The 25,199-nt window shown below is 69.8% G+C and carries 24 protein-coding genes and 1 pseudogene; 12 read left to right on the top strand and 13 right to left on the bottom strand.

Annotation, left to right across the window (positions count from 1 at the left end; genetic code table 11):
- The first annotated feature begins 46 nt into the window (after positions 1 to 46).
- Positions 47 to 592, top strand: a complete 546-nt coding sequence (locus HALNA_RS02375) for a hypothetical protein (protein WP_049934781.1) — start codon at positions 47 to 49, stop codon at positions 590 to 592.
- 3 nt (positions 593 to 595) lie between these two features.
- Here HALNA_RS02375 and HALNA_RS02380 read toward each other — a convergent pair whose 3' ends face one another.
- Complete coding sequence (locus tag HALNA_RS02380; RefSeq protein ID WP_049934782.1) at positions 596 to 985, bottom strand: nuclear transport factor 2 family protein; 390 nt, start codon at positions 983 to 985, stop codon at positions 596 to 598.
- Positions 986 to 1,170: 185 nt separating this feature from the next.
- Here HALNA_RS02380 and HALNA_RS02385 point away from each other — a divergent pair, with 185 nt between their 5' ends.
- Together HALNA_RS02385 and HALNA_RS02390 are read left to right on the top strand one after the other, a co-directional pair.
- Positions 1,171 to 1,659 (top strand): DUF367 family protein, encoded by a 489-nt coding sequence (locus HALNA_RS02385; protein ID WP_049934783.1) that lies wholly within the window; start codon positions 1,171 to 1,173, stop codon positions 1,657 to 1,659.
- A gap of 494 nt (positions 1,660 to 2,153) precedes the next feature.
- The gene (locus tag HALNA_RS02390) at positions 2,154 to 3,158 is read left to right on the top strand and encodes an NOG1 family protein (protein ID WP_049934784.1); all 1,005 of its coding nucleotides are present in this window, start codon (positions 2,154 to 2,156) and stop codon (positions 3,156 to 3,158) included.
- On the opposite strand, the gene HALNA_RS02395 is transcribed toward HALNA_RS02390, so the two are convergent.
- From HALNA_RS02395 to HALNA_RS02405, 3 genes and pseudogenes are all read right to left on the bottom strand, one after another.
- A complete protein-coding gene (locus tag HALNA_RS02395) occupies positions 3,155 to 3,868 on the bottom strand; it encodes an SIMPL domain-containing protein (protein WP_049934785.1) in 714 nt (237 codons plus the stop codon). The genes HALNA_RS02390 and HALNA_RS02395 overlap by 4 nt on opposite strands.
- Before the next feature lie 30 nt (positions 3,869 to 3,898).
- Positions 3,899 to 5,317: a TIGR00341 family protein gene (locus HALNA_RS02400; protein WP_211225985.1), complete on the bottom strand. Its 1,419-nt coding sequence runs from the start codon at positions 5,315 to 5,317 to the stop codon at positions 3,899 to 3,901.
- Between the two features lie 106 nt (positions 5,318 to 5,423).
- Positions 5,424 to 6,017 (bottom strand): annotated as a pseudogene (locus HALNA_RS02405) (5-formyltetrahydrofolate cyclo-ligase); the annotation flags it as partial.
- A 15-nt stretch (positions 6,018 to 6,032) separates the two neighbouring features.
- Between HALNA_RS02405 and engB the strand changes: the two are divergent.
- Positions 6,033 to 6,647: a GTP-binding protein EngB gene (engB, locus tag HALNA_RS02410; RefSeq protein WP_049934786.1), complete on the top strand. Its 615-nt coding sequence runs from the start codon at positions 6,033 to 6,035 to the stop codon at positions 6,645 to 6,647.
- On the opposite strand, the gene ddh is transcribed toward engB, so the two are convergent.
- Together ddh and HALNA_RS02420 are read right to left on the bottom strand one after the other, a co-directional pair.
- On the bottom strand, positions 6,644 to 7,582 hold the full coding sequence (ddh, locus tag HALNA_RS02415) for a D-2-hydroxyacid dehydrogenase (RefSeq protein ID WP_049934787.1): 939 nt from the start codon (positions 7,580 to 7,582) through the stop codon (positions 6,644 to 6,646). The genes engB and ddh overlap by 4 nt on opposite strands.
- A gap of 221 nt (positions 7,583 to 7,803) precedes the next feature.
- Positions 7,804 to 8,040, bottom strand: coding sequence for a hypothetical protein (locus HALNA_RS02420; RefSeq protein ID WP_049934789.1), 237 nt, complete (start codon positions 8,038 to 8,040; stop codon positions 7,804 to 7,806).
- Positions 8,041 to 8,148: 108 nt separating this feature from the next.
- Between HALNA_RS02420 and HALNA_RS02425 the strand changes: the two genes are divergently transcribed.
- Complete coding sequence (locus HALNA_RS02425; RefSeq protein WP_049934790.1) at positions 8,149 to 8,580, top strand: hypothetical protein; 432 nt, start codon at positions 8,149 to 8,151, stop codon at positions 8,578 to 8,580.
- A 21-nt stretch (positions 8,581 to 8,601) separates the two neighbouring features.
- Here the strand turns inward: HALNA_RS02425 and HALNA_RS02430 are convergent, their stop codons facing one another.
- A complete protein-coding gene (locus HALNA_RS02430; protein WP_049934791.1) occupies positions 8,602 to 9,834 on the bottom strand; it encodes an NUDIX domain-containing protein in 1,233 nt (410 codons plus the stop codon).
- An 81-nt stretch (positions 9,835 to 9,915) separates the two neighbouring features.
- Here HALNA_RS02430 and HALNA_RS02435 point away from each other — a divergent pair, with 81 nt between their 5' ends.
- The 4 genes from HALNA_RS02435 (at position 9,916) to HALNA_RS02450 (ending at position 13,490) form a co-directional block, all read left to right on the top strand.
- Positions 9,916 to 10,419, top strand: a complete 504-nt coding sequence (locus HALNA_RS02435; protein ID WP_049934792.1) for a metallophosphoesterase family protein — start codon at positions 9,916 to 9,918, stop codon at positions 10,417 to 10,419.
- Positions 10,420 to 10,444: 25 nt separating this feature from the next.
- Entirely contained in the window at positions 10,445 to 11,203 is a 759-nt protein-coding gene (locus tag HALNA_RS02440) for a coenzyme F420-0:L-glutamate ligase (RefSeq protein ID WP_049934793.1), read from the top strand.
- Between the two features lie 116 nt (positions 11,204 to 11,319).
- Positions 11,320 to 12,312 carry an aldo/keto reductase gene (locus HALNA_RS02445; protein ID WP_049934795.1) on the top strand — a complete coding sequence of 331 codons (993 nt, stop codon included), beginning with the start codon at positions 11,320 to 11,322 and terminating at the stop codon, positions 12,310 to 12,312.
- A 197-nt stretch (positions 12,313 to 12,509) separates the two neighbouring features.
- Positions 12,510 to 13,490, top strand: coding sequence for a 5,10-methylenetetrahydromethanopterin reductase (locus HALNA_RS02450; RefSeq protein WP_049937929.1), 981 nt, complete (start codon positions 12,510 to 12,512; stop codon positions 13,488 to 13,490).
- 1 nt (position 13,491) lies between these two features.
- Here the strand turns inward: HALNA_RS02450 and HALNA_RS19745 are convergent, their stop codons facing one another.
- Positions 13,492 to 13,701 carry a hypothetical protein gene (locus tag HALNA_RS19745; RefSeq protein WP_157573423.1) on the bottom strand — a complete coding sequence of 70 codons (210 nt, stop codon included), beginning with the start codon at positions 13,699 to 13,701 and terminating at the stop codon, positions 13,492 to 13,494.
- Between the two features lie 83 nt (positions 13,702 to 13,784).
- On the opposite strand from HALNA_RS19745, the gene HALNA_RS02455 reads away from it, so the two are divergent.
- Positions 13,785 to 14,009 (top strand): DUF7573 domain-containing protein, encoded by a 225-nt coding sequence (locus HALNA_RS02455; RefSeq protein WP_049937930.1) that lies wholly within the window; start codon positions 13,785 to 13,787, stop codon positions 14,007 to 14,009.
- An 8-nt stretch (positions 14,010 to 14,017) separates the two neighbouring features.
- Here the strand turns inward: HALNA_RS02455 and mutL are convergent, their stop codons facing one another.
- The 5 genes from mutL to HALNA_RS02480 all read right to left on the bottom strand — a co-directional run bounded on the left by mutL (position 14,018) and on the right by HALNA_RS02480 (position 21,643).
- Positions 14,018 to 15,664 (bottom strand): DNA mismatch repair endonuclease MutL, encoded by a 1,647-nt coding sequence (gene mutL / locus HALNA_RS02460; RefSeq protein ID WP_049934798.1) that lies wholly within the window; start codon positions 15,662 to 15,664, stop codon positions 14,018 to 14,020.
- A gap of 8 nt (positions 15,665 to 15,672) precedes the next feature.
- Positions 15,673 to 18,324 carry a DNA mismatch repair protein MutS gene (gene mutS, locus HALNA_RS02465; protein ID WP_049934799.1) on the bottom strand — a complete coding sequence of 884 codons (2,652 nt, stop codon included), beginning with the start codon at positions 18,322 to 18,324 and terminating at the stop codon, positions 15,673 to 15,675.
- A 38-nt stretch (positions 18,325 to 18,362) separates the two neighbouring features.
- The gene (locus HALNA_RS02470) at positions 18,363 to 20,591 is read right to left on the bottom strand and encodes an amino acid permease (protein ID WP_049934801.1); all 2,229 of its coding nucleotides are present in this window, start codon (positions 20,589 to 20,591) and stop codon (positions 18,363 to 18,365) included.
- Positions 20,588 to 21,064 (bottom strand): universal stress protein, encoded by a 477-nt coding sequence (locus tag HALNA_RS02475; RefSeq protein WP_049934802.1) that lies wholly within the window; start codon positions 21,062 to 21,064, stop codon positions 20,588 to 20,590. The genes HALNA_RS02470 and HALNA_RS02475 overlap by 4 nt, the downstream gene beginning before the upstream one ends.
- A 159-nt stretch (positions 21,065 to 21,223) precedes the next feature.
- Positions 21,224 to 21,643, bottom strand: coding sequence for a hypothetical protein (locus HALNA_RS02480; RefSeq protein ID WP_049934804.1), 420 nt, complete (start codon positions 21,641 to 21,643; stop codon positions 21,224 to 21,226).
- 121 nt (positions 21,644 to 21,764) lie between these two features.
- Here HALNA_RS02480 and HALNA_RS02485 point away from each other — a divergent pair, with 121 nt between their 5' ends.
- On the top strand, positions 21,765 to 23,546 hold the full coding sequence (locus HALNA_RS02485) for a site-2 protease family protein (protein WP_049934806.1): 1,782 nt from the start codon (positions 21,765 to 21,767) through the stop codon (positions 23,544 to 23,546).
- A gap of 204 nt (positions 23,547 to 23,750) precedes the next feature.
- The gene (locus HALNA_RS02490) at positions 23,751 to 25,187 is read left to right on the top strand and encodes a heme-binding protein (protein ID WP_049934808.1); all 1,437 of its coding nucleotides are present in this window, start codon (positions 23,751 to 23,753) and stop codon (positions 25,185 to 25,187) included.
- Positions 25,188 to 25,199 lie beyond the last annotated feature (12 nt).

Below are 25,199 nucleotides of genomic sequence, written 5' to 3' on the forward strand. Positions count from 1 at the left end.
TCCGACGCGCCGAAACTTGTAGGGCCGCCGGGTCGAACCCACGGCCATGGCCGACTCGTCGCCGGATATCGAGTTCACGACCATCCTCTACGGCGTCGTCGCCTCGAACGCCCTGTTTCGCCTCACGCCCGCGGTCGACATCCGAAACGCCATGTTGCTGTTCGCGTTCGGCATCCTCGCGGCCGACTGGTTCGAATACCGGCTGTCGGCGGCCGCCGTGCCCGACACCGTCGGCGCCGACCTGCGCCAGTTCGGACTCGATATGCTGATCCTGGTCGTGTGGGCGTTCTTGCCGGTGTTGCCGGCGACCGCCCTCCCGACGTATCTCGCCGTCGTCGCCGTCTTCGTCGTTCTACAAGGCGTGTGGGACGCCGCGTTGCTGGAGACGCCGCCCACCCGCGGCATCCACACCCGGGCCGAGTGGGAACTCGCCGTCGGCTACGGCGCCTTGCTCGGTGCGTCCGTGCTCGTCCCCGTTTCGCGGCCCGCCCTGTTCGTGGCCGGTGTGGCCCTCTTTCTCGGTCCGAAGGGACTGGCCTGGCGGACGCTGTACCGCCGGGCGAAACGGGACGGCGCGACGGGCCGGATCTGACGGTCAGTCCGTGTACGTCCGCAACGACTCGATGCCCGCATCGCTCACGCGGTGAACGTCGACGAATCCGAACAGGTCGGTGCCGTCGACGGCTCGCAGTCGGCCCTCGACGAAGACGGCCGACGGGCCGTCGTCTCGCGGCCTCTCGGACACCTCGCCCCCGTTCCGGGACGCCGCCGTCGTCTCCCCCCCGACGCCCACCGCCTTGAGGACGTGTTCGGTGTCGGTTCGTGGCCGCTCCTCGCGCATGAATCGGACGAACGACTCCGGTCCGTCCAGGGTCCGGTCGGGACGGTGCTGGACGAAATCGGGCGCGAGGAGGGCACGCAAGCGGTCGTAGTCGCCGGCGTCGACGGTCTCGTAGTACGCCATCGCTGCGTCGCGACGATCCATACCGCCCCGTTCGTCGGTGGGCGGATGAAGCGTTCGGTCCACATAATGACAACAGTTTACCACGAACGGCGCGTGGAGGGACGTACGAGCGACGGGCCGACGACTTTCTCGCCGATCCCGACGCGCACCGACTGCTCGGACCGGCGTAGCCGAATCCCTTTATTCACTGGCCGCCTGCCCCCGCTGTGGACCTCCACGTTCGCTACGCGGGCGACGACGACCCCGAGAAATGCACCGCCCGCAAACTCGCGCGGTTCGACCTCGCCGAACTCCACCGCTCGGACCGGGGGACGCCGTACGGCGTCGTGCTCAACCCCCACGCGGAGCGGGCGCTCTCCCCCGCGGATGCGACGGAGACGCTCGTTGCTCTCGACTGTTCGTGGGAGTCGGCGGGCGAGGCCCGCTTCTCACTCCCCGGCGAACACCGCGCGCTCCCCTATCTCGTCGCCGCGAACCCGGTCAACTTCGGCAAGCCCTTTCGTCTGACGACGGTGGAGGCGCTGGCCGCAGGGCTGACCATCCTCGGCGACCGATCCCACGCCGAGCGGGTGCTCTCGAAGTTCACGTGGGGCGAGACGTTTCTCGAACTCAACGACGAACCGCTGCGGCGGTACGCCGACTGCGACGACTCGGCGGCCGTGGTGGCGGTGCAAGGCGAGTATCTGGATCGGTAGGTCGGCGGGCGCCGCCCGAAGCTGTAGAATCGTCGGTGTGTGCCGCCTAACGGCGGCGTACGCGGTCCCTCAAGCCCGTTCCCACCACCCTCGCCCTGGCCGGTGCCGCGGTCATCGCCATCGGCGTCCACCAGGGGCTCGTCGGCGTCGGCGCCGTCGCGGCGCGCCGGTGGCGACGCCTCGCCGTCGCCCCAGCCGCGACGGGTTTCGTCGTCCTGTTCTATACGCTCCGGGCAGTCCTGCACTACGCGCTGGAGCCGGGTCTCTACGTCGAAGTCACGACGTACGGGGCGCCGACGCGGTTCGTCCTCGGCGCCGAACCGATACTGCTCGTCGCCGGCGGGTTACTCCTCGTCGGCGCCGGCGTCGTCGGGTGGCGTGGAGCCGACCCCGACGGCGCGGAGGACGGCGAGACGCCGCGCGCGCCGTCGACACGGTAGTTCTCGCCGGTGCGAACGGACGACCTTTTATCCGCCCGTGTCGAAACGTCGACAATGATTTTCGAAGCCCTGCCGACCACGCCCCGGTCGGCGGAACTCATCGACAAGGCGTTCTCTCGGGCCGCGCGCACCGGGCGCGCGAAATCCGGCGTCGAGGCCCAGCAGTCGATGCTACAGACGGCGGGCAACATCCTCTCGGACAATCTGGAGAACGTGGTGACGGAGTGGCCGGATTTCGGCGTCGTCGATCCGTTCTACCGCGAACTCGCCGACGCCGTGTTGCACGGCGAGATGAGCACTCGCACCGCCGACGACGGCACCGAACAGACGGGCGTCGACGCCCTCCGGGCGAGCCTCTCGGAAGTGACGTGGGCGAGCCGTCAGGTCGAGGAGATCCAGCGTGAGTACAACGCGAAACTCCGGAAGACGGACCCCGAGACGGCAAGAAAGCATCGCAAGCAGGCCTTCGCGCGCATGGCGGACGTGGTCGAGGAAGTCGCCGACGACCTGTTGCGGGTGGGCGAGGCCCGCGACGCCCTCCGTGACCTGCCGGATATCCGCCCGGACGAACCCACCATCGTCGTCGCCGGCTACCCGAACGTCGGCAAGTCGTCGTTCGTGAACGCGGTCACGCGCGCCGACAACGAAATCGCCCGGTATCCGTTCACCACCCGCCGCATCGGGATCGGTCACTTCGACCGCGACCACATCCGCTACCAGATCATCGACACGCCGGGGCTGCTGGATCGACCGGAAGACGAGCGCAACGACATCGAGAGCCAGGCGGTGAGCGCGCTGGCTCACCTCGCCGACGCCGTCCTCTTCGTCGTCGACGCGAGCGAGGCGTGTGGCTACCCGCTCGACGCCCAACTCGACCTGCGGGACGCAGTCGTCGACCGTTTCGACGCGCCGGTCCTCACGGTGTGTAACAAGAGCGACCGCTCGCGGGCCGTCGACGCCGACGCCTACATGAGCGTCAGCGAGGGTGACAACGTCGAGAGCGTCCTCGATCTGGCGGTCGAGACGGTGGACTGGGAACCCGACCTCCCCTCGCGCTAGGCGGCGGTGTAGGTCACGTCGACCGTGACGGTGACCGTCACGGGAGCGGGCTGGATGACCGTCCCGCCGCCCTCCGCAGCGTCCTCGAACCGGGCAACGGGGAAGGGCGTGAACTCCGCGCCGGTCGAGGTCTGCCGGACGCCCGTCACCGAGAGGTCCGCCGCGGACGCGATGCCGTCCGCGTCGGTCCGGGCGGTGTCCATCGCCCGCTCGAGCGCCGTCACGCGCAGTTCGGCCCGCCGCTCGTCGCTCAGAGTGAAGCGGACGCCGTCGAAGTGCGTTGCGCCGTTACCGACCGCGAGGTCGACGATTTCGCCGACCCGGTCGGGCGCCGTCTCTATCGCGAGCGCGTGCACCGCGCGGTAGCCGACCACCTCGCGCTCGCCTCGTGAGTAGTTGTAGACGGGCGCGATGCCAAACGTCGTCGTCGTCACGTTCGCGTCGGCCACCCCGCCGTCGGCGAGGGCGCCCCGAACGCGCTCGATGTCGCGGGCCACCTGCGCGCGGGCCGCGTTCGCGCCGTCGGCCGTCGTCTCGACGGCCACGTTCACGACCGCGAGGTCGGGATCGGCGTTCGCCGACCCGGTCGCCGAGACGGAGATGGTCGGTCCGGACGGGGCGTCTCCGGTGTTCGCACCCGCCTGTAGCGGGCCGATACAGCCGGCGAGGAGGACGAGCACGACGAGTGTCAATGAAACAATAGCTTTCATACCTGTGGGGACGGCGGCCGAGCATATGAACTATCTCCCGTGGTGAACGATAGCGTGGCTCGGCGTCCCGACGGGGGGTCGTTCCGGCGTCTCGGGCGCGCCGGACCGAACGGTCGCCGCGGCGGCCGTCCGATCGGCGCTCGTCCCCGTGTTGACGGCGACGTACCGGACTTCGACGGTGATGGGGCCGTCGATCCGGAGGAGGGGATTGTCGAGGGCGTCGATCCGTTCGGCGAGCCGGCCCGCGAGCGCAGGCATCTCCCCTCCGGGCGGGTGGCCGACGGTGATCGTCACGCGTTCCGGACTGGAGAAGGGAAACGTCTCCTCGTAGGCGACGGTGAGCGAGAGGCGCTCCAACTCCTCGTAGTCGTCGAGCACGTCGTCGACGGCGGCACGGGTGTTCTCCTCGAACGTCGCGGTTCGGTAGGTACCGTAGGTGACGCCCGCCAGGAGTGAGGAGAGGGCGAGGAGGGCAACGCCGAGCGTGGCGATGCGTTTCAGCGTCGCCGTCCGTGCCTCCTCGCGTCGGAACCAGTTTTTCGGGCGATAGCCCGTGAGCCAGAGGACCGCCAGCGCCGCGAAGTTGATCGAGAGGAAGTTGACGAGGACGAGGACGAACGCGCCGGAGACGGTTCGGGGCGATCCCCACGCGAGGCCGATGCCGACGACGGCGGTCGGGGGGACGAGCGCCGCGGCGATCATGACGCCCACGAGCGCCGTCGAGACGCCGGTCGAGAGGCTGAGCGCGCCCGCGGCGCCCGCACCGAGCGCGATGACCAGCGAGAGCACGTCCGGAACGAGGCGTTCCCGCACCTCGTCGATGGCGAACACCTCCGCCGCTTCGAGCGGGACGACGTGGGCCGTTCGGAGCAGCGTCGCGAACGCCCCGGCGGCGACGACGGCCAGCACGCCGCCGGCGATCTGGAGTTTCACTCCCCGAAGCAGGAGGTCCCGATCGTCGACGACCGATCCAGTGCTCGTCGCCATCGCGGGGCCGATCAGCGGCGCGATGACCATCGAGCCGACGACGACGGCCGCGGAGTCGAGCAACAGGCCCGCGGTGGCGACCACGGCGCTCACGACCGTCATGATCACGAACGTCCGCCAACTCGGTGCGAGCGAGCGCGCCCGTGCCGCCAGTTCCTCGCGCGCGATCCGGTCGCCGTTCTCCTCGCCTTCCTCGTAGCGTTCGACGAGATCCTCGAATCGCCGCGAGATAACCGTCTCGGCGTCGAGGACGACCGTGTAGGCGTCGCGGTCGAGACCAGCCTCTCGAAGCTCCTCCAAGACCGGCTCCACCGCCGCCTGCGGGAGCGGGAAGGTTACCGACGCGGTGTATTCGCGGTTGCTGGTCTCCTCCGTGACGACGTAGTCGATGCCCTCGTCGTCGAGGGTCCGCAGGATCGACTCACGCTTGCCCGCGGGGACCATGACCTGGACGAGTCGCACGGACGCATATCCACCCGCGTCGGCAAATAGTCTGTGTCGGGTCGCGGTCCCGTTCGGTCCGCTCCGTTCAGCGGCCGTCGGGGTCGGCCGGCGGCGGCGTCTCGGCGACCTGCAGTTCGTGGACCGTCGTCGCCGTCGTCGTGTCGTCGTCGACGAGGCCGAACTCGCGCAGGACCGCGAACTCCAGATCGCTGTACCCCTCGCCTTTCCCGACGCGGGCCCCGTCCTCGGCCACCGCGACGCTGCCGCTGACGATCAGATCCACCGTCTCCATCCCCGCGGGTCCGACGAGGTCGCCGTACTCGTCGATACCGCCGACGGTGGTCGCGGCGTCGTACTCGTCGATAGCGTCGGAGTCGAGACGACGGAAGGCCTGCTCGTCGCGCAGGCGCGGCACCGCCACGTACACCGTCTTCCCGTCCCGGAGCGCCACTCGCCGAACCGGCAACTGCGGAGCGTCGGGATTGGCCTTGATCGTCCCCGCGTCCGCCCACTCGTCGGTCGCGGCGAGCCGGTCGGCCGCCTCGCTCGCGCCCGCGAAATTGGGGATGCGGCCGTGCGGTGGAAACGGGAACCGGGCGTCGCCGCGTTCTTCCAACTCGTCCCGGATTCGGTCGCGGAGGGCCGCCTTGTCCGTACGACCCGTCGTCGCTCGCGGTTCATATACGTCGCCCCGACACGCCGAGTTTAAACCCGTCACCCGTCTATCGACCCTATGTTCGAGGACCGTCCGGACCGCGACGAAGTCGTTCTCGTCGGCCGGTCCAACGTGGGGAAGTCGACGCTGATGCGCGAGCTAACCGGCCACTCGGTGACGACGGGTCGGAAACCGGGCGTCACCCGCCAGCCCAACCACTTCGACTGGGTCTCCGAATCGTTCATGTTCACCGACCTCCCCGGCTTCGGGTTCATGTCCGGGGTGCCGGAGGAGCAACGCGAGCGAATCAAAACCGACGTGGTGCGCTACGTCGAGGACAACGCCGCCGACATCCTCGCGGGCGTCCTCGTCGTCGACGGGAAAAGCGTCGTCGACATCATCGACCGCCACAGCGGCGACGACGAGATTCCACACGACGTGGAGCTGTTTCACTTCCTCCGCGAACTCGGGGTTCCGACCGTCGTCGCCGTCAACAAGATGGACAAGGTCGACGACCGGGACGAACGGCTGGACGACCTCTGTGACCGACTGGGCATCCTCCCGCCGTGGCAGCAGTGGCAGGAGACGGTCGCCCCCATCAGCGCCAAGCGGGGCGACATCGACGCCCTCACCGACGCGCTGGCGACCCACTTCCACGAACAAAAGCGGGACGACCTGCTGAAGTTCCTCTAGACGACGCGATTCGTCAGCGACTCGCCCGCATCGAACCGCCGCAGGTTCTCGCGGACGATGGTCGCGACACGCTCGTAGTACTCCTCGTTGAAACCGGCAGCGTGGGGGGTGACGATGACCTCCTCGCGGTCCCAGAGCGTCGAGTCGGCGGGGAGCGGTTCGGTCTCGAACACGTCGAGACCGGCGCCCGCGAGTTCGTCGGCGTCGAGGGCGTCGACGAGGGCGGCCTGATCCACGACGGGGCCGCGCGCGACGTTGACGAGGTAGGCGTCGTCGCGCATGGTTTCGAACTCGGCTGCCCCCAGCATCCCCTCGGTGTCGTCGGTCAGCGGCACCGCGAGGGCGACGAAGCGGGCGTCTGCGATGGCCTCGTGGAGGTCCTCGGGTGGGTAGACGCGGTCCACGCCGTCGACCGGTGTCGGGGTTCGCTTGACGCCCGTCACCGCCATCCCGAGCGCCGACGCGCGGGAAGCGATGCCCTGACCGAGCGTCCCGAGGCCGACGACGCAGGCCGACTCTCGACGGAGCGGGAAGGCGTCGTCCCACGCGGGTTTGACCCACTCGCCGCGCTCCTGATTCGAGCGGTGGACGTGCAGGCGGCGGGCGAACGCGAGCATCAGTCCGACCCCCGTCTCGCCCACCACGTCGCCGTGGATGCCCGTGCTGTTGGTGAGGGCGACCCCCCGCTCCCGCAGGGCGTCGAACGGGAAGCGATCCACGCCTGCTTGGATCGAGTGGATCCAGTCGAACTCGGCGTCGAGGAAGCGCTCCTCGTAGGTGAAGGTGACGAGGGCGTCGTAGGCGGCGAGATCGTCGTCGCCGACGACGCGGACCGTCGGCCCGCCGTCGCCGTCGACGAGGGCGTCACGAAAGACGGACGGCGGGAACACTTCGGCTACCGAGTCGTGGACCCCGAGGGTCGAAATTTCGGTCATGCCGACGGCTACCGATGCTGGCACGAAAAACCTATAGTCTCGCTCGGAACTGAATGTCACCCGATCCTGGGGCTGCGCGGGATGGGTTTCAACCGATACGATCCGTGAACGGTGGCTCGGGAAAATCCCTCGTCATAAGGGGCTCGGAGGGGGTAACTGTCGTCACGGCCACCGACGGCCGTTCGTCGCGCGGCCTCAAGAACCCCGCGTCTCGGCGGCGTTCAGTCGTCGGCGGGCGTCGCTGCCGTCTCGACCCCGTGTGCCGCGACGCCCGCGTAGCGAACCAGTTCGACACCCAGCGTCAGGAAGGCCGACTCGGGATCGGTCGGGGTGTGGACGCCCTCGTCCATGCCCGTCGACTCGGCGGCGTGACGGATACATTTCGGCGTGGACTGTCGGCTCCGCGCGCCGCCCGCCGGCCACGGCGGCGCCGGGGGCGCCGAACGATCCGGGTTCACCACTCTTGACCGGGATTAATCGTCGTTAAATTCGGTTCAAACCGCCGAAATTCGGGTTGACGGGAATCGGGGTTCAATACCCCCCAGCCACACGGATCGAGCGCAACGATGACCCGAACGAAACTCGTCGCAGTCGCGTTCGCGGCGCTGCTGGTGACCGTCGGTACGGTCGCCGCGGCGCCGGGCAACGCGCCCGTCGACGTCGGTGCGGACGACCAGTACGATGACCACGCGGACGCGGCCGCCGACAACGCCGACGACGCGTCCGAAGACGACGACGCGGCGGCGAACGAGTCGAACGACGGTCAGCCCGCCGACGCGGCCGCCGACAACGCCGACGGCGCGGCACCCGATGCGGCCGCGGAGAGCGCCGACCGTCGCGGCCCGCCCGCGGATCTGCCCGCGCAGGTGCCCGATCACGTCTCGGCGATTCACGACCTGATCCGGTCGTTCCTGGGCGGCGATCACGACGGCTCGCTCGGCGAGTCGGTGAGCGACGCGACGCCCGACGACGGTGGCGAGAACGCCGCGCCGGCGTAATCGTCACGCCCGCTGACGCCGTTACCCTTCCTCGTCCCACGCCGCGTTTTCTTCGTGTTCGGCCGCCACGTCCCGAACTCCCTCGCTGTCCAGCGCGCCGCGCTCGGTGAGCACCGCGTCCACCACTTCGGCGGGCGTCCGATCGAAGATGGGGTTCGAGACGGTCACGGCCGCCGATCCGTCGTAGAGGTCGACGGCGTCGCCCGCCTCGCCGTGGAATCGCTCGTCGGGCCGTATCTTGTCCGCGGCGGCGACGACGTACACCGGCACGCCCTCGCGGGCGGCCGCGAACGCCAGGCCGCGGGTACCGACCTTGTTGACGACGCTCCCGTCCGCGAGCACCGCGTCGGCGCCGACGAGGACGGCCGTTGGCGCCGAGTCGGCGAGTTCGCTCGAAAGCGCCGCGTCGGTCGTCAGCGTCACGTCCAGTCCCGAGTCGGCCAGTTCGGCCGCCACGTCGACGCCCTCGCGGGCGGGGCGGGACTCGCCGATCAGGACCGACGGCTCGGCCGCCCGGAGCGCCGCGAGGACGGTGCCGGAGCGCGAGAGTGTGGCCACCGATGCGCCACACCGCTCGGCGGCGAGCGTCGCCGCCGCGTCGTCGGCGTCGAGGGCGTCGCTAGCGACCGCCTCCGCCCGCTTTCGCACCGCCTCGGGCGTCCGCTCGGCCGTTGCCAGCACCCGGTTCACCCGGTTGGCGACGGCGGCCATGCTCGGCCGGGCGTCCCGGAGTTCGCGCGCGACGGCGACGACCGACGCCATCGAGTCGGCCGTGGCGGCCCGGTCCCGCAGGACGTCGAGTGCCCGCACTGAAATCCAGGCCGAGCCGTGCGTTTCGTCGTCGCGCACCGTCTCGACTGTCGGCGCGACGGCCGCGTAGGCGTCCCAGAGGCCGGGAACGGTGGATCGCTCGCGGATCGCTGGGGGCGACACCCACTCGTGGGCGACTATCTCCTCGTTCGGCTCGACCGTCCGATCTCCGACCTCGAACAGGAACGGGTGGACGGTCCACGTTCGGTCGCCGTCCACGATGTCCAGGGGGTCGCCGGCGCGGACGAGCGTCGCGTCGGTGCGCCCGACTTCCTCGCGAATCTCACGGCGGGCGTCGGCTTCGGCGTCGGCGGGGTCGCCCTCGACGTAGCCCGAGACGCCAGCCCACCGCCCGGCGTAGGTGCCGACGGCGCCGCTCCGGCGACCGAGCAGGACGTGTGTCCGGTGGCGCAGAAAGCAGGTGACGACGTGGGCGTGGGGCATGGCGGTCGTTCGACGGCCAGCCACACGGCTCTTGTGCCGCCGGTGGGACAAGGATTTCACCTCGCGCGACTACGCCAGTGTATGGAGTTGGCGATCATCAGCGACACACACGTTCCCGATCGGGCGAGCGGCATCCCCGACTGGGTCCGTGAGCGGATCGAGGCGGTCGATCACGTCATCCACGCTGGCGACTACGAGACGGCCGCCGTCGTCGACGAGGTTCGATGCCTCGCGGGCGGGTCGTTCACCGGCGTCCGGGGCAACGTCGATCCGGCGAGTGTCGACCTGCCCGAGGTGACGACGGTCGAGTCCGGTGGCGTCGAGTTCGTCGTCACCCACGGCACCGGCGACCGCATCGGCTACGAGGACCGCGTCGCCGCCGCGGTGCGGGAACACGGCGGGCCCGACGCCGTCGGCGTCGCCGGCCACACCCACGAACACCTCGACGGGGTCCACGACGGCGTGCGCATCCTGAACCCCGGCACGGCGACCGGTGCGAATCCGGGCACCGAGACGACGATGTTGACCGCCACCGCCGTCGACGGCAACCTCGACGTGACGCTCCACCGCGGGGACGGCTGGTGACGCCCGTCGCCACTGGAGGCGGCCGATGAAGCTCTCTCCCGTCCCCGACCTCCCCGAGTTCGACGCCGGCGACGACGTCCCCGCCCTCGTCTCCGAACGGGTCGACCTCCGCCCCGACGACGTGGTCTGTGTGGCGAGTACGATCGTCTCCAAAGTCGAGGGGCGCGTGGCCGACCTCGCCGACTTTCCGGCCGGCCCCCGCGCCCGCGAAGTCGCTACCCGCCTCGAACGCGCCACGGGCGAGCGGAAGGACCCGCGGTTCGCGCAGGCGGTCTTAGAGGAGAGTACGGACCTCCTGATGGAGTCACCCTTCCTGCTGACGGAGACGCGATTCGGCCACGTGACGGTCAACGCGGGTATCGACCGCTCGAACGTGCCCGGCGGCGACCTGTTGCTCCTCCCGAAGCGGCCAAGCGAGAGCGCGGCCCGGATCGCGGCCGGCCTCGACGCCGACCGGGTGGTCGTCACCGACACCTGCGGCCGGCCGTTCCGTCACGGCCAGCGTGGCGTCGCCATCGGGTGGGCCGGGACGCCCGCCGCCCGCGACTGGCGGGGGGAGCGCGACCGCGACGGGCGGGAACTCGGCGTCACCGTCCAGGCCGTCGTGGACGAACTCGCGGCCGCCGCCAACCTCGTCGCCGGCGAGGGTGCGGGCGGGACCCCCGTCGTCGTCGTCCGCGACTTCGAGTTCGGCGACCACGACGGCAGCGACGCCCTCTTCCGGGACGTGGAGGGTGACTTCGTCCGGCAGGCACTCCGGGGCTGGTCGTTCGAGGACGGCTGATACTGTCGATCGTAACTGTGTTCCGGCGTGTTGCCGACCCGTTCGACGACACGCCGGTACTGACTCACATGCCCTCCCCCGGCACCCTTTTGTCACCCCCCCGGCCTGCGGGTGGCATGGAGTATACGACGCTCGGATCGACCGGCACGACGGTCAGCCGTCTCTGTCTCGGCTGTATGAGCTTCGGTTCGAGCGACTGGCGCGACTGGGTGCTCGACGAGGCCGAGAGCCGGCCGATCATCGAGCGCGCAATCGATCTCGGAATCAACTTCTTCGACACGGCGAATATGTACTCGCTCGGCGAGTCCGAACGCATCCTCGGGAGCGTCCTCGACGAGTACGACGACGACTGGCCGGTCGTCGCGACGAAGGTGTACAACTCGATGGACGACGACAACCCGAACGCGCAGGGGTTGTCGCGGAAGGCCATCGAGCAGGAACTGCAGAACAGCCTCGACCGCCTCGGCATGGAGACGATCGACCTCTATCAGATCCACCGCTGGGACTACGACACGCCCATCGAGGAGACGCTGCGCGCCCTCGACGACGCGGTGCGTCGGGGCCGGGTTCGTCACCTCGGCGCCAGTTCGATGTGGGCCTACCAGTTCGCGGACGCGCTCCACACGAGCGACGCGTTGGGCCTCGACCGCTTCGTCACCATGCAGAACCACTACAACCTTGCCTACCGCGAGGAGGAACGAGAGATGCTCCCCCTCTGTGCGCGGGAGGGAATCGGCGTGCTCACGTGGTCGCCGCTCGCCCGCGGCTTTCTAGCGCGCCCCCACGAGGCCACCGGCGAGACGACCCGCGGCGAGTTCATGGACAACCACGACCGCATGTCCGAACGGGTCGCCACCTACTACGCCAACGGCGGCGCCGAGATCAACGAACGCGTTGAGGAACTCGCCGCCGAGAAGGGCGTGACGATGGCACAGGTCGCACTCGCGTGGCTCCTCCATCAAGACGAGGTGGACGCCCCCATCGTCGGGACGACGAGCATCGAGCATCTGGAGGCCGCGGTCGAAGCGCTGGAGATCGACCTCTCGGGGAGCGATCTCGACTATCTGGTGGAGCCGTACGGGCCGGTGCCGGTCAACGGGCACACCTAGGATCGGCGGCGTCGCCGTCTGTCCGAGGGGCGTCGCTCCTCGCTATCACCGGACTCCGCCGGTTGTTCGTGGCGCGAGGCGCCACGCTATCACCGACACCGGCAGGTACCGCGTACGACGAACGGTTTTTGAGCGTCGGGGCCAACCGACTGACGGATGACCCAGCCCACGCGCGCCCGACGGAGGAACCGCCGCTGATGTTCGGGATCGAACTCACGCCCGAGCATCCGCTCGATCGACTGGTCGACCTCGGCACCGCGGCCGAGGCCGCCGGCTACGACACGCTGTTCGTCTCCAGTCACTACAACAACCGGTCGCCCTTCGCCGCCCTCTCGCGGCTGGCGGCGGCGACCGACGACATCCGGCTGGGGCCGGGCGTCGTCAACCCCCTCGAACGCCACCCCGTGACGCTCGCGGGCGAGGTGGCGACCGTCGCCGAGGCCAGCGACGGCCGCGCCGTCTTCGGCATCGGTCCCGGCGATCCCTCGACGCTCGGCAATCTCGGCCTCGCCGAGGACCGGGGGCTCCGCCCCGTCCTGGAGGCGTTCAAGATCGCCCGACGGCTCTGGGACGGCGAGCGCGTCAGCCACGACGGCACCTTCACCGCCGAGGACGCCGGTCTCAACTTCGACGTGCCCACGCCCATCCCGACCTACGTCGGCGGCGAGGGGCCACATATGTGCAAGATGGCCGCCAAACACGCCGACGGCCTGCTCTACAACGGCTCTCACCCCGCCGACCTGCGCTGGGCACGCGACCAGGTCGACGACGGACTCGACGACCGCCTCGACGACCTCGGCGAGTTCGACCTCGCCGCCTACGCGAGCGTCAGCGTCGCCGCGGACGGCACGGCGGCCCGCGAGGCGGCCCGCCCGCCGGTCGCCTTCATCGCCGCCGGGTCGCCCCCGCCGGTCCTGAAGCGACACGGCATCGACGCCGACCGCGCCGACGAGGTGGGCAACGCCATCGCAGCCGGCGACTTCACCGACGCCTTCGACCTCGTGACGCCCGCCATGATCGACGCCTTCTGTGCCGCGGGCACGGTCGACGAGGTGGCCGATCGGCTGGCCGACGTACTGGCGTACGCCGACAGCGTCGTCGTCGGCTCGCCGCTCGGACCGGATCTCGACGCCGCGATCGATCTCGCGGCGGAGGCCCACGAGCGGGCACGGGAGTAGGTCAGGAGACGACGGTATCGCGAACCCACGCGAACAGCGCGCCGACCGTCAGCGCGCCGAAGAGGCCGGCGGCGACCGTCGTGAGCGCCGCGCCGACCAGAAAGACCAGCAGGCCGATCGGATCGTGCGGCGCCACCTCGGTGACGAAGACGATCACGAGGTCGACGACGCTCTCCACCAATCGCACAAGTAACTCCGTCACGGTAGCCATATCCCCGGTAGGTGCGCGTCGAACTTGACCGCTCCGGGCCCGTCGCCGTCACGGTTAATGCGCTCGACGCCCGGACGACACGCGTGTCCGACCGTTCACTCGACGAGTTCGCAGTTGCGTCGACGGAGGGTGATCAGGCCGACGTGGCAGACGACGAGGCGTCGACGCCCGCGGCCGACGCCGCCCCCAGCGTCCCGACGATGCGGTGGTCGGCCAACGGCGCCGCCTGCGACGACTGTGACGCCGTCGTCTCGCGTCGCTGGCGCGATGGCGATTCGTTCGTCTGTGCCGACTGCAAGGAGTGGTAGCCGCCGCGTCAGCGACGGTTCGGATGCCGATCGAATCCGCGGGCGAGGTGTGTCTCGTCGATGGCGAGGACCGTCGGCCGGCCGTGCGGGCAGGCGAAAGGCTGGTCGCATGCCCCGAGTCGCTCGATCAGCGCCGCCGCCTCGTCGTCGGTGAGTTCGTCCCCCGCCTTCAGCGACGGGTGACAGGCCAGATCCGCGAGCAGGGCGTCCCGTTCGTCGGCTCCCGACCCGTCACGGAGCGCGGCGAGCGTCGATTCCAGCGCCTCGGGGTCGGCGACCCGCCCGAGCGGCGCCGGGACGGCCCGGAGTCGGACGGTGCCGCCCCCGAACGGCTCGGGGTCGAAGCCGAGACGGGCGAGTTCGTCGGCGTGGGCCTCGACGGCGGCGACGTCGGCGGGCGAGAGCGACAGCGTCGCCGGCGGGTCGAGCGTCGCCGACGGGACGGCCGCCGAGTCGACCGCCTCGCGCAGGCGCTCGTAGTTGATTCGCTCGTGGGCCGCGTGCTGGTCGATCACCAGCAGGTCGCCGTCGGCCGCACAGAGCAGATACAGGTCGCGAAAGCGGCCGACGAACGTCGCGTCGGCGAGCGCCGACTCGTCGGCGTCGACCGGTTCGAGCGCCGCGTCGAGGTCCATCGCCACCTCCGCCGACCGCCGGAGGTCGGCCGTCGAGAGGGCGTCACCGACCGCGTCCTCGACCACACTCGCCACCGCGTCGGCCGCCCGAAGCGCCACTGTCTCTTTCGTCGGGTGGACGTTCGGATCGACGGCCCACGGCGGGAGCGAGACGGCGAGGGCGGCGACGGGATGGCGATCACCCGGCAGGAGCGACCCGTACCCCCGTTCGACCGCCAGGCGGAGCGCCGGCACCGAGACGGGGCGGCCGTTGACCGCGAGGCGGACGTGTCCGGTCGACGCCCGGGTCGTCGACGGGTAGGCGAGCAGGCCGCGGACCGCCACCTCCGTCTCCCGACCGGCAATCTCGACCGGCGCCGCCGCGTCGAGGGTCGTGCTCTCGCGGGCCACCGTCCGGCCGTACACCGAGAGCGCGGCGTCCGCGGCGTCGCCGGTGCCGGGGGTGGCGACGGTCCGCCGGCCGTCGTGATCGAGCGAGAATGCCACCGCGGGACGGAGGAGCGCGTAGTCGGCGACGCGGTCGCTGATCCGCTCGAACTCCGTCGCCGGCGCGGCCAGCGACTCCCGTCGGGCCGGGCGGTTGTGGAACAGGTCGCGAACCTCGACGGTCGTCCCGCGACCACGGCCCGCGGACTCGACGGTCACGTCGTCGCCGTCCACGGTGACCCGCGTTCCCCTCGGCCCCCCATCGTTCGTCGTCAGCGTCAGCCGGGCCACGTCCGCGACGCTGGCGAGCGCCTCGCCCCGGAACCCAAGGGTCTCCACGGCCGTCAGGTCTCCCTCGGGTAACTTGCTCGTCGTGTGGCGCTCGACGGCCAGTTCGGCCGCCTCGGTGCTCATCCCCTCCCCGTCGTCGGCGACGCGGATTCGCTCGGTTCCGTCGCCGTCCACCTCGATTTCGATCCGCTCCGCGCCCGCATCCAGCGCGTTCTCGATGAGTTCGACGACGACCCGCGCCGGACGGGTGACGACTTCCCCGGCCGCGATGCGGTCGACCGTCTCGCGATCCAACCGTCGCATGGTCGGGCTCACGACTCCTCGACCCGATCTTTCAGCGCCGCCAGCAGGTTCAGCGCCTCGATGGGCGTCGTTCGAGCGAGGTCGGTCTCACGGAGGGTGGCGGCGACGCCGTCGTCGGCCTCCGCTCCTCCGCCGGTCGCCCCCACCTCGACGCCGTCACGGTCCACGCCGTCGAGTGTCACCTGTATCCCGTCGTCGTGGCCGTTCGTGCCCCGGTCCGCGTCCTCGACGAGCGCCCGCGACCGCTCGACGACCGGATCGGGAACCCCGGCCATGCGCGCCACCTCGACGCCGTACGACGACGAGGCTGGCCCGTCGGCGACGCGGTGGAGGAAGGTCACGTCGCCGTCCTCGCGTTCGGCCGCGAAATGCAGGTTCCGAACCCCTTCGTACGCCTCGGCCAGCCCCGTCAGATCGTGGTAGTGGGTCGCAAAGAGCGTCGTCGCGCCCACCTCGTCGTGGAGGAACTCGGCGGTGGCGCGGGCGATGGCGCGGCCGTCGGCAGTGCTCGTGCCGCGCCCCACCTCGTCCAGCAAGACGAGGGAGTCGGGCGTCGCCTCGTGCAGGATCGCGGTGAGTTCGGCCATCTCGCGCATGAAGGTGGACTGCCCGCCCGCGATGTCGTCGCTCGCGCCGACGCGGGTGAACACCCGGTCGACCACTGGGAGACGAGCGGCGTCGGCGGGGACGAAACTCCCCATCTGCGCCAGGACGACGATCAGCGCCACCTGTCGCATGTAGGTCGACTTCCCGCTCATGTTCGGGCCGGTGACGAGGCTGACGCTGCCCGGCGGCAGGGCGGCGTCGTTCGGGACGAACCGGTCCTGTGTCGCCTCGACGACCGGATGGCGGCCCGCCTCGATGTCGATGCCCCCGTCGTGGAACGTCGGCCGCGCGTAGTTCCGGTCGACGGCGACGCCCGCGAGCGTCGCCAGGGCGTCGAGTTGGGCGAGAGCGTCGGCGACCGCTTGCAGTCGGTCAGTCTCGGCGGCGACCGACTCGCGCACCTCGCAGAAGCGTTCGTACTCCAGCGTGTCCGCCCGCTCGGCCGCGCCAAGAATCTCGTCCTCGCGGCGTTTCAACGCCGGCGTGTAGAACCGCTCGGCGTTTTTGAGCGTCTGACGCCGCGTGTAGTCGTCGGGCACCCGATCCAGATTGGGGTCGGTCACCTCGATGTAGTAGCCGTGGACCTGGTTGTGCCCGACCGAGAGGGAGTCGATGCCGGTCCGCTCCCGTTCGCGGGCTTCGAGATCCGCCACCCACGCCCGCCCCTCGCGTTCGGTCTCCCGAAGTCGGTCGAGTTCGTCGTCGAACCCCTCACGGATCACGCCGCCCTCGGTCAGTTCGACGGGCGGATCGGGCTGGATCGCCCGCCCGATCAGGTCGCGCACGTCGTCGACGGGGTCGATACGCTCGCGCAACTCGTCCAGCCGGGCCGCGTCGCCGTCGACTCCGTCCACGCCCGCCAGCACGTCGGGGACGGCGTCGAGCGTCGCTTTCAGCGACCGCAGGTCGCGGGCGTCCGCCCGTCCCCGGGAGATACGCCCCGAGAGCCGTTCGAGGTCGTACACCGCGTGGAGGGCGTCACGGATCGTCTCGCGGGCGAGGACGGCGTCGGCGAGGGCGTCGACGGCGTCCAGTCGCGCCTCGATTCGCTCGCGGTCGACGAGCGGTCGGCGGAGCCAGCCGTCGAGTTTCCGCCGGCCGAGCGCGCACGCGGTGTCGTCGAGCACGTCGAACAGCGTCTCGCTCGCGCCGGCGCCCCGATTCTCGAACAGTTCGAGACTGCGGACGGCCGTCGCGTCGAGGCCGAGGGCTGCCCGCGGGTCGTAGCGACGGATGCGCGTGACGTAGTCGAGGGGACCGTCGTCCCCCTGTGTCCACTCGGCGTAGGCGAGGGCGGCGCCACAGGCCCGGCGTTCGGCGTCGCCCTCGACCACCGCATCGGGGCGTGAGACGTACGCCGAGAGGGTTTCGGCCGCCGCTTCGACATCCAGATCGGCCGCCTCGTGGTCGGTCATCATCGGCGCGACGGCGAGCGTCTCGGTGTCGACGCTCGCGTCGGGACCGACGAGCAGTTCCGCGGGCGCGAGGCGGTCGAGTTCCGCGTACAGGCCGGCTTCGTCGTCGACGCTCGTCACCAGACACTCGCCGGTGGCGGCGTCGACGGCGCCGACGGCGCGGGTCCGACCCTCGCGGGTCACCGCCGCGACGTAGTTTTTCGTCCCTGCCCCCAGCAACTCGTCGTCGATGACGGTTCCCGGAGTGATCACCTGCGTGACCGCGCGGTCGACGAGCCCCGACGCCGCCTCGGGCCGTTCGACCTGTTCCGCGACGGCGATTCGGTAGCCGGCCTCCAGCAGGCGTTCGACGTACGTCGCGGCGTTGTCGACGGGGATGCCCGCCATCGGGTAGGTGCCCGTGCTGTCTTCACGCTGGGTGAGCGTGAGTTCGCACACCCGCGCCACCTCCTCGGCGGCGTCACAGTAAGTCTGGTAGAAGTCGCCGTTCTGGAAGAGGAGGAGGGCGTCCTCGTACTCGGCACAGCGGTCGAAGTACTGACTCAACATCGGCGTCAGGTCGTCGCGGGCGTCGACCATGCCGTCCGGAGGGCCAGTGACGGCGTCCGCGTCGGCCTCCGTGCCGGCGTCCGCGTTCATACCCGCTACCGGGCGGTCGAAGAATAAAAACCGTCAGGTTAGCCGAACAGCCGTTCGATCAGCCCGCGGTCCCGTTTCCGCTCGGCCAGCAGGACCGAACACTCCACGTCGTTGACCACGTCGAGGACGAGCGTTCCGCGGACCAGCCGGGAGAGCAGGCCACGCTCCGTCGCGCCGATGACGAGCATCGTCGCGTCCGCGGCCTCCGCCTCGATGGCCGCCTCCACGTCGCCGGAGCGGACGACGAGTTCGGCGTCCGAGAGGCCGTTTTCGGCCGCCCACTCCTCCAAGAACGCCTCGCCCGCGTCCACGTCATCGGCGACGTGGAGCACCCGCACCTCGGCGTCGTTGGTGAGGCGGAGGAGCGCCGCCACCTCCGCCGCGAGTTCGGAGTCCGGCCCGCCCGCGGTGGGGACGACGATCCGCGAGGGGTCGAACCCGCGGTCGTTCAACACCAGCATGTCGCAGGGCAGGCTGTGGACGAGTTCGTCCATCGTGCCTTCGACGCGGCCGGGGGCGCCGTGGGCGCCCGGATTCCAGCCCATCACCACGAGGTCGGCGTCGTGGGTCCGCGCCGCGTCGAAAATCTCCTCGTAGGAGCGATGCGAGAGGATGGTGTGGGTCTCCACCTCGACGCCGAAGGTTTCGGCGTCCTCGCGCGCCCGGTCGAGCAGGAACTTCGAGGTTTCGTCTATCTCGTCGGCCCGCCCTTTGGCGCGTTCCAGGGCCGTCTGGTCCGGCACCGTGATGATGTGGGTGGCGACGACGGTCCCGCCGCGTTCCTTCGCGATGGTGCTCGCTAGTTCGATCAGTTCCCGTTCGTGTTCGGGATTGGCCAGCGGCACCATCACCCGATACTCGCCGCCGTCCGGCTGGACGCTCGCGGCGGCGTCGACTGCGGCGTCGGGGAGTTCGTCGGCCCGATCGACGATATACTCCGAGAGGATCCCCTGTTTGGTTGCGCGGGTGCGGGCGTACGCGAAGTACCAGATGATCGCTCCGGCGACGAGGAGGGCGCTCAGCCCGATGACCAGCGGCGTGATGAAGACGATCAGCCCGAGCGCCGTGAGCGCGCCGAGGATCGGAACGACCGGGTAGAGCGGGATCGTGTAGTCCGGGTCGTACTCCGCCGGCTTCGCCTCCCGCATCACGATCAACGCGACGTTGAGGAGGGCGTAGATGACCAGGTGGAGGACACTCCCCATCGCCGCTAGCGTCTCGACGGTTCCCGCGGCGATGAACGCGAGGATGAGCGCGCCGGTGATGGCGATGGCACGGTAGGGGGTGGCGAATCGGGGGTGGATCTCGTTGAGCGACTCGCTGACGATGCCGTCCCGGCCCATCGCGAAGTTGATTCGCGAGGACGCGAGGATCGAGGCGTTGGCGCTAGAGGCCGTCGCCAGCAGACCGCCGAGCAACATGGCGATGGCGCCCGCGGGGCCGAGGAGGAGTCGCGCCACCTCGACGACGGCGATCCGTTCGGTCGGGAGGGCGTTGATGAATCCCTGCTCCACCGCGGCGGCCATCGTCACCAGTACGAGCGCGTAGATCACCGTCACGAGGAGGACGCTTCCGATGACCGCCCGTGGCAGGTTCCGGCCGGGGTCTTTGATCTCCTCGGCGACGCTCGTGATCTGGACGAAGCCCAGATAGGAGACGAAGATGATGCCGGTCACGGCCATCGTATCGCCGAACCCGGCGGCCGGCGGCAGGTTCGCGGGGTCGGCCCGGAGCGCGCCGTAGGCGGTGAAGACGGCGAGAATCCCGACCAAGACGATCACGATGACGTTCTGGAGGCGTCCCGTCTCCTTGGCGCCCACGTAGTTGACGCCGACGAAGAACGCACCGCCCGCGAGGGCGATGAGCTTCACCGGGTCGAGCCCGATAGGGCCGAGGCCGACCGTTCCCGTGATCCCGAATATCTGCTGGATGTACTGGCCGAACCCGACCATATAAAATGCGGAGGCGAAGGCGAGGCCGAGCCAGTTGGCCCAGCCGGCGATCGATCCAAAGAGCGGCCCGAGCGCGTGGTTGACGTAGTAGTACGCGCCGCCGGATTTCGGCATCGCCGTCCCGAGTTCGCTCGCCGAGAACGCCGTCAGGAGCGCGATGGCGCCCCCGAGGACGAACGCGACGACGGCGAAGGAGCCGGCCTGACTGATCGCCGTCCGCGGGAGCACGAAGATGCCCGCGCCGATCATCGTCCCGACGCCGATGGTGAGGGCGGCCAGCGGACCGAGGTCCTTCGCGAGTTCCTCGTCGCTCACTGGTCGGCCTCCGCGTCCGTGCCGTCGCTCGCAGCGTCCGGCAACACCACGACCGGTCGGTCGCTCTCGGCGATCAGCGTATCGCGTACGTCGCCGGTCAGGAGGTCGAGCAGCCACGACCCGCCACGGGGGTGGAAGACGATCGCGCTAGCGTCGAGATCCGCGGCCGCGTCGAGGATGGCATCGACCACGTCGGTGCCGTACCGGATCTCAGTCTCGACGTCGACCCCCGCCTCGGCGGCGCAGTCGCGAACGGCCGAAAACGCCGCTTTGGCCGCCTCCTCGCGCCCTTCGACCGAGGCCTTATCGGGCGCGCCTCCCGCCTTCTCTATCACGTGGACGACCACGGCCCGGCCGTCCGCGGCGGCGATACGCGGGAACGCCGTGTGACAGGTTTCGACCGCGTCGTCCTCGCTCGCCACTGGTATTAGCGGCCGCGATAGGAGGGCTGGCGGGGGAGTCGCGTCACTCACGGCCCCGCTCCTCCGATCTCCACGAGACGTTCATAATTCAGTATCCCGTTCGCCACGAGTATCACGCTTCCCCTCCGGTCGTACGGATCGTCGTCCGTCGGACCCGTCCGTCACCGACGCGGGACGGCGACTCACCGGCACCCAGTTACGGCCCCCGTCTCACACCTGCGTCACCCACGCCCGGTAGCCGTCGTCGAGGCCGTAGGTGGCCTGCAGGGCGCGGTCGGCGAACTGTCCCAGCCGGTTCGCGTCCGAGCGCGCGGTGACCCGAACGTTCGCCCCCTCGGCCTCGTCGGGTCGTTCGATCCGGTCGATACGACATTCGGGAAATTCGGCCAGCACGTCCTTCAGGCGGTCGAGCTCCGCGTCGGTGCAGTCGAGGTTGAACGTCTTTTCGGCGAACTGGACCCAGGGCACGGGCGCGGGGTCGTCGTCGCCGTCGTCGGGATCGACGCCCGGTGCGTCCGCGGGGTCGACCTCGATGGTCAGAAACTGGCTGCCACGGTTGCGGTGGGCGAGTACCGCCTCCGCGAACAGTTTGCGTCGCCCGGCCGTGTCGGCCGCGTCGAAGCGAGTCATGTCTCGACACTTGGTGGCCGACGGGAAAAAGCCGCGCGGGTTCGGTCGGCGGCGAGGAGACGCCCGAAGCGTGGTGATCGTATCCGAACGCCTTTTGCCGTCGCGGCCTTGCCTCGGGTAGATGAACACGCTGCTGTGGGTGCTCGTCGGCGTCCTCGTCTACTCCCTCGTGGCGAAGGCCCTCCAGATCCGCGGCTACCTCCCGAGTGCCGTGCGATTACAGGGTCCAATCGCGACGATTCACACCCGCCGTGGACGCGCCCTCCTCACCCGTCTCGCGCAGCCGAGGCGCTTCTGGCGCGCGTACAGCAACGTCGGCGTCGGCGTCGCGCTGGTCATCATGGCCGGTATGTTCCTCCTCCTGCTCTTTCAGGCGCTGACGATCCTCCGAAACCCGCCGCCGCCGTCGGCGGTCAACCAGCCCCAGAACTTCCTCGTCGTCCCCGGCGTCAACGACTTCCTCCCGCTCGCCGTCGCGCCCGAAATCGTCTTCGGCCTGCTGGTCGGCCTCGTCGTCCACGAAGGGGGACACGGCCTCCTCTGTCGCGTCGAGGACATCGACATCGAGTCGATGGGCGTGGTCTTTCTGGCCTTTATCCCCATCGGCGCCTTCGTCGAACCCGACGAGGAGAGCCAGGGGGCGGCCAACCGCGGCGCCCGCACCCGGATGTTCGCGGCGGGCGTGACCAACAACTTCGTGCTCACCGCCGTTGCCTTCGCGCTCCTTTTCGGTCCCGTCATCGGCGCGGTGGGCGTCGCTCCCGGCGTCGCCGTCGACGGCGCGTACGAGGGGTCGCCGGCATCGGCCGCCGGCATCGGCCACGGTGACCGGGTGACGGCCGTCGCCGGCACCGAGGTGACGACCGAGCGCGACCTGGACGACGCCCTCCTCGCCGCGGATAACCGGACCGTCGCCGTCGAAATCGATGGCGAGCGGACGATTCGGGTCGAGCGCTCGCTGACCGTCGTCGGGAGCGTCGGCGGCAACCCCGCGAACCTCTCGGTCGGGGACGAACCGATCCGCGTGACGGCGGTCAACGGCACGCCGGTCACCACCCGCGGCGAGTTCCGGGCCGCGGTGGCGAACGACACGTTCGCCGAGATCGAGACGACCGCCGGCACGCGCACCATCCCCGTCGGGGCGTACATCACCGGGGTCGCCCCCGACGGGCCGCTCGCCAACGCCAGCGCCCCGACGAACGCCACGCTGATCATCACGAGCATCGGCGGCGAACGGGTCACCTCCTCGGACGACCTGTCGCGGGTGCTGGACGGCTACGAGGAGGGCGACCGCGTCCCCGTCCGCGCCTACGTCGACGGCGAGTTCCGAACCTACGACGTGCGCCTCGGCGAGAACCCGCGAGACGGCAACGGCTTCATTGGCGTCGACATCTTCCCCGGCACGAGCGGGCTCCTCATCACCGACTTCGGCGTCCGCACCTACCCCGCGGGCACCTACCTCGAACTGCTCGGCGGGTCGGGTGGCGCCGGCGGCTCGGCCGTCGCCGGCCTGACAGACTCGCCCTTTGCCCTCGTCTACGTCGCCCTCGTCCTTCCGCTCGCCTCCGTCGTGCTTGGCATCCCCAACTTCCCCGGTTTCACGCCCTCGGTGACGAACTTCTTCGTCGTCGAGGGGCCGCTTGCCCCCCTCGGTGACGGGGTGTTCGTCCTCGCCAACACCCTCTTCTGGGCGGCGTGGGTGAACCTCCAGCTCGGCCTGTTCAACTGCATTCCCGGCTACCCGCTCGACGGTGGGCGCATCCTGCGCATGGGCGCCGAGTCGGTGGTGTCGCGGCTACCCGTCTCCGACCCCGCGAGGCTCGTACGCACCATCACCACTAGCATCGGGCTGACGATGCTCGCCTCGCTCGTGTTGATGATCTTCGGGCCGCAGTTGCTCTAAAACGCTCACCTTTTATTGCGCTCGGTCGCTTATAAAAGCTGGACCAAAAGCCTGCGGACCGCCTTACAGTCGGTCCTTGGCCCGCGCTCCGGTCGCAACCCTCCTCACAGCGACCGCACCGCCTCCGCCGCCGCATCGGCTCCCCTTCCCATCGCCTGGCGACGACACACAACTCCCATACCCCCCCAGTCCCAACGGACTCCTATGCGCGAACCACCCCAGACGGACGAAGGCTGGTACGCACTGCACGACTTCCGTCGGATCGACTGGGCGGCGTGGCGTGACGCCCCCGAGCGGGAGCGAGAGTCGGCCATCGAGGAGGGCGTCGCGTATCTCGACGCTCACGAGGCCGTCGAGGACGCCGAGGACGGCGTCTCGGCCGTCTTCGCGATGGTCGGGCACAAGGCGGACCTGATGATCGTCCACCTGCGTCCGACCCTCGACGCGCTGTCGACGGCCGAACGGCGGTTCGACCGCACGGCCCTCGGCGCGTTCACCGAGCAGTCCACCTCTTACGTCTCCGTCACCGAAGTGAGCGGCTACGTCTCGGACGCCTACTTCACCGACGACGAGGAGGAGACCGACGAGGGTCTCAAACGCTACATCGAGGGGAAACTCGAACCCGACATTCCCGAGGGCCAGTACGCCTGTTTCTACCCCATGAGCCGGAAACGGGGCGAGCAGGACAACTGGTACGACCTGCCCTTCGAGCGCCGGCGGGAGATGATGGAAGAGCACGGCGAACACGGCCGCGAGTTCGGTGGGCGGGTGAAACAGATCGTCTGCTCGTCGGTCGGCCTCGACGACTGGGAGTGGGGTGTGACGCTCTTCTCCGAGGACCCGACGAATCTGAAGGATATCGTCTACGAACTCCGGTACGACGAGGCGAGTGCCCGCTACAGCGAGTTCGGGCCGTTCTACGTCGGGCGCCGGTTCCCACCGAGTGATCTGCCCGCGTTTCTGGCGGGCGAGTCGGTGCCGACCGGCGACGACGCGCACGCCCACGACGAGGCCGACGCGGACCACCACGGTGACGACGAACACGACGAGGCCGACGCGGACGACATCCGCGGCGAACTCGAAGACCTGGACATCTACGCCGGCAAGCCCCACGGCGAGGACGTGTACGCGACGGTGCTCTACTCGGAAGCCGACGCCGACGGCCTCTTCGACGAGGTGGACGGCCTACGATCCAACTTCGACCACTACGACACACACGTCAAGACGGCGGTGTACGACGCCCTCGAACGGGACCGGCGGGCGGTCGTGAGCATCTGGGACACCGCGAGCGCCGCCGACACCGCCGCGGGCTTTCTCTCGGAACTCCCCGGCATCGTCAGCCGGGCGGGCGAGGAGTCCGGCTTCGGCACGATGGGTATGTTCTATACGGTCAAGCCGGACCACCGCGAGGAGTTCGTCGAGAAGTTCGAGACGGTCGGCGGCGTACTCGCGGACATGGCGGGCCACGGCGAGACGGACCTGATGATCAACCTCGAAGACGAGAACGACATGTTCATCGCCAGCCAGTGGCGCTCGAAGGAAGACGCCATGAACTTCTTCCGTTCCGACGCGTTCACCGACACCGTCTCTTGGGGGCGCGACGTGCTCGCAGACCGGCCGCGCCACGTCTTCCTCGCCTGACCGCGGACCGTG

This window comes from Haloplanus natans DSM 17983 (genome assembly GCF_000427685.1).
Classification (GTDB): domain Archaea; phylum Halobacteriota; class Halobacteria; order Halobacteriales; family Haloferacaceae; genus Haloplanus; species Haloplanus natans.

What these genes read in the sequence shown, in the direction of transcription:
- HALNA_RS02375 (WP_049934781.1), top strand. Translation starts at nt 47, where the DNA reads ATGGCCGACTCGTCGCCGGATATCGAGTTCACGACCATCCTCTACGGC.
- HALNA_RS02380 (WP_049934782.1), bottom strand. Translation starts at nt 985, where the DNA reads ATGGATCGTCGCGACGCAGCGATGGCGTACTACGAGACCGTCGACGCC.
- HALNA_RS02390 (WP_049934784.1), top strand. Translation starts at nt 2,154, where the DNA reads ATGATTTTCGAAGCCCTGCCGACCACGCCCCGGTCGGCGGAACTCATC.
- HALNA_RS02395 (WP_049934785.1), bottom strand. Translation starts at nt 3,868, where the DNA reads ATGAAAGCTATTGTTTCATTGACACTCGTCGTGCTCGTCCTCCTCGCC.
- engB (WP_049934786.1), top strand. Translation starts at nt 6,033, where the DNA reads ATGTTCGAGGACCGTCCGGACCGCGACGAAGTCGTTCTCGTCGGCCGG.
- ddh (WP_049934787.1), bottom strand. Translation starts at nt 7,582, where the DNA reads ATGACCGAAATTTCGACCCTCGGGGTCCACGACTCGGTAGCCGAAGTG.
- HALNA_RS02425 (WP_049934790.1), top strand. Translation starts at nt 8,149, where the DNA reads ATGACCCGAACGAAACTCGTCGCAGTCGCGTTCGCGGCGCTGCTGGTG.
- HALNA_RS02430 (WP_049934791.1), bottom strand. Translation starts at nt 9,834, where the DNA reads ATGCCCCACGCCCACGTCGTCACCTGCTTTCTGCGCCACCGGACACAC.
- HALNA_RS02435 (WP_049934792.1), top strand. Translation starts at nt 9,916, where the DNA reads ATGGAGTTGGCGATCATCAGCGACACACACGTTCCCGATCGGGCGAGC.
- HALNA_RS02440 (WP_049934793.1), top strand. Translation starts at nt 10,445, where the DNA reads ATGAAGCTCTCTCCCGTCCCCGACCTCCCCGAGTTCGACGCCGGCGAC.
- HALNA_RS02445 (WP_049934795.1), top strand. Translation starts at nt 11,320, where the DNA reads ATGGAGTATACGACGCTCGGATCGACCGGCACGACGGTCAGCCGTCTC.
- HALNA_RS02450 (WP_049937929.1), top strand. Translation starts at nt 12,510, where the DNA reads ATGTTCGGGATCGAACTCACGCCCGAGCATCCGCTCGATCGACTGGTC.
- HALNA_RS19745 (WP_157573423.1), bottom strand. Translation starts at nt 13,701, where the DNA reads ATGGCTACCGTGACGGAGTTACTTGTGCGATTGGTGGAGAGCGTCGTC.
- mutL (WP_049934798.1), bottom strand. Translation starts at nt 15,664, where the DNA reads ATGCGACGGTTGGATCGCGAGACGGTCGACCGCATCGCGGCCGGGGAA.
- mutS (WP_049934799.1), bottom strand. Translation starts at nt 18,324, where the DNA reads ATGAACGCGGACGCCGGCACGGAGGCCGACGCGGACGCCGTCACTGGC.
- HALNA_RS02480 (WP_049934804.1), bottom strand. Translation starts at nt 21,643, where the DNA reads ATGACTCGCTTCGACGCGGCCGACACGGCCGGGCGACGCAAACTGTTC.
- HALNA_RS02485 (WP_049934806.1), top strand. Translation starts at nt 21,765, where the DNA reads ATGAACACGCTGCTGTGGGTGCTCGTCGGCGTCCTCGTCTACTCCCTC.
- HALNA_RS02490 (WP_049934808.1), top strand. Translation starts at nt 23,751, where the DNA reads ATGCGCGAACCACCCCAGACGGACGAAGGCTGGTACGCACTGCACGAC.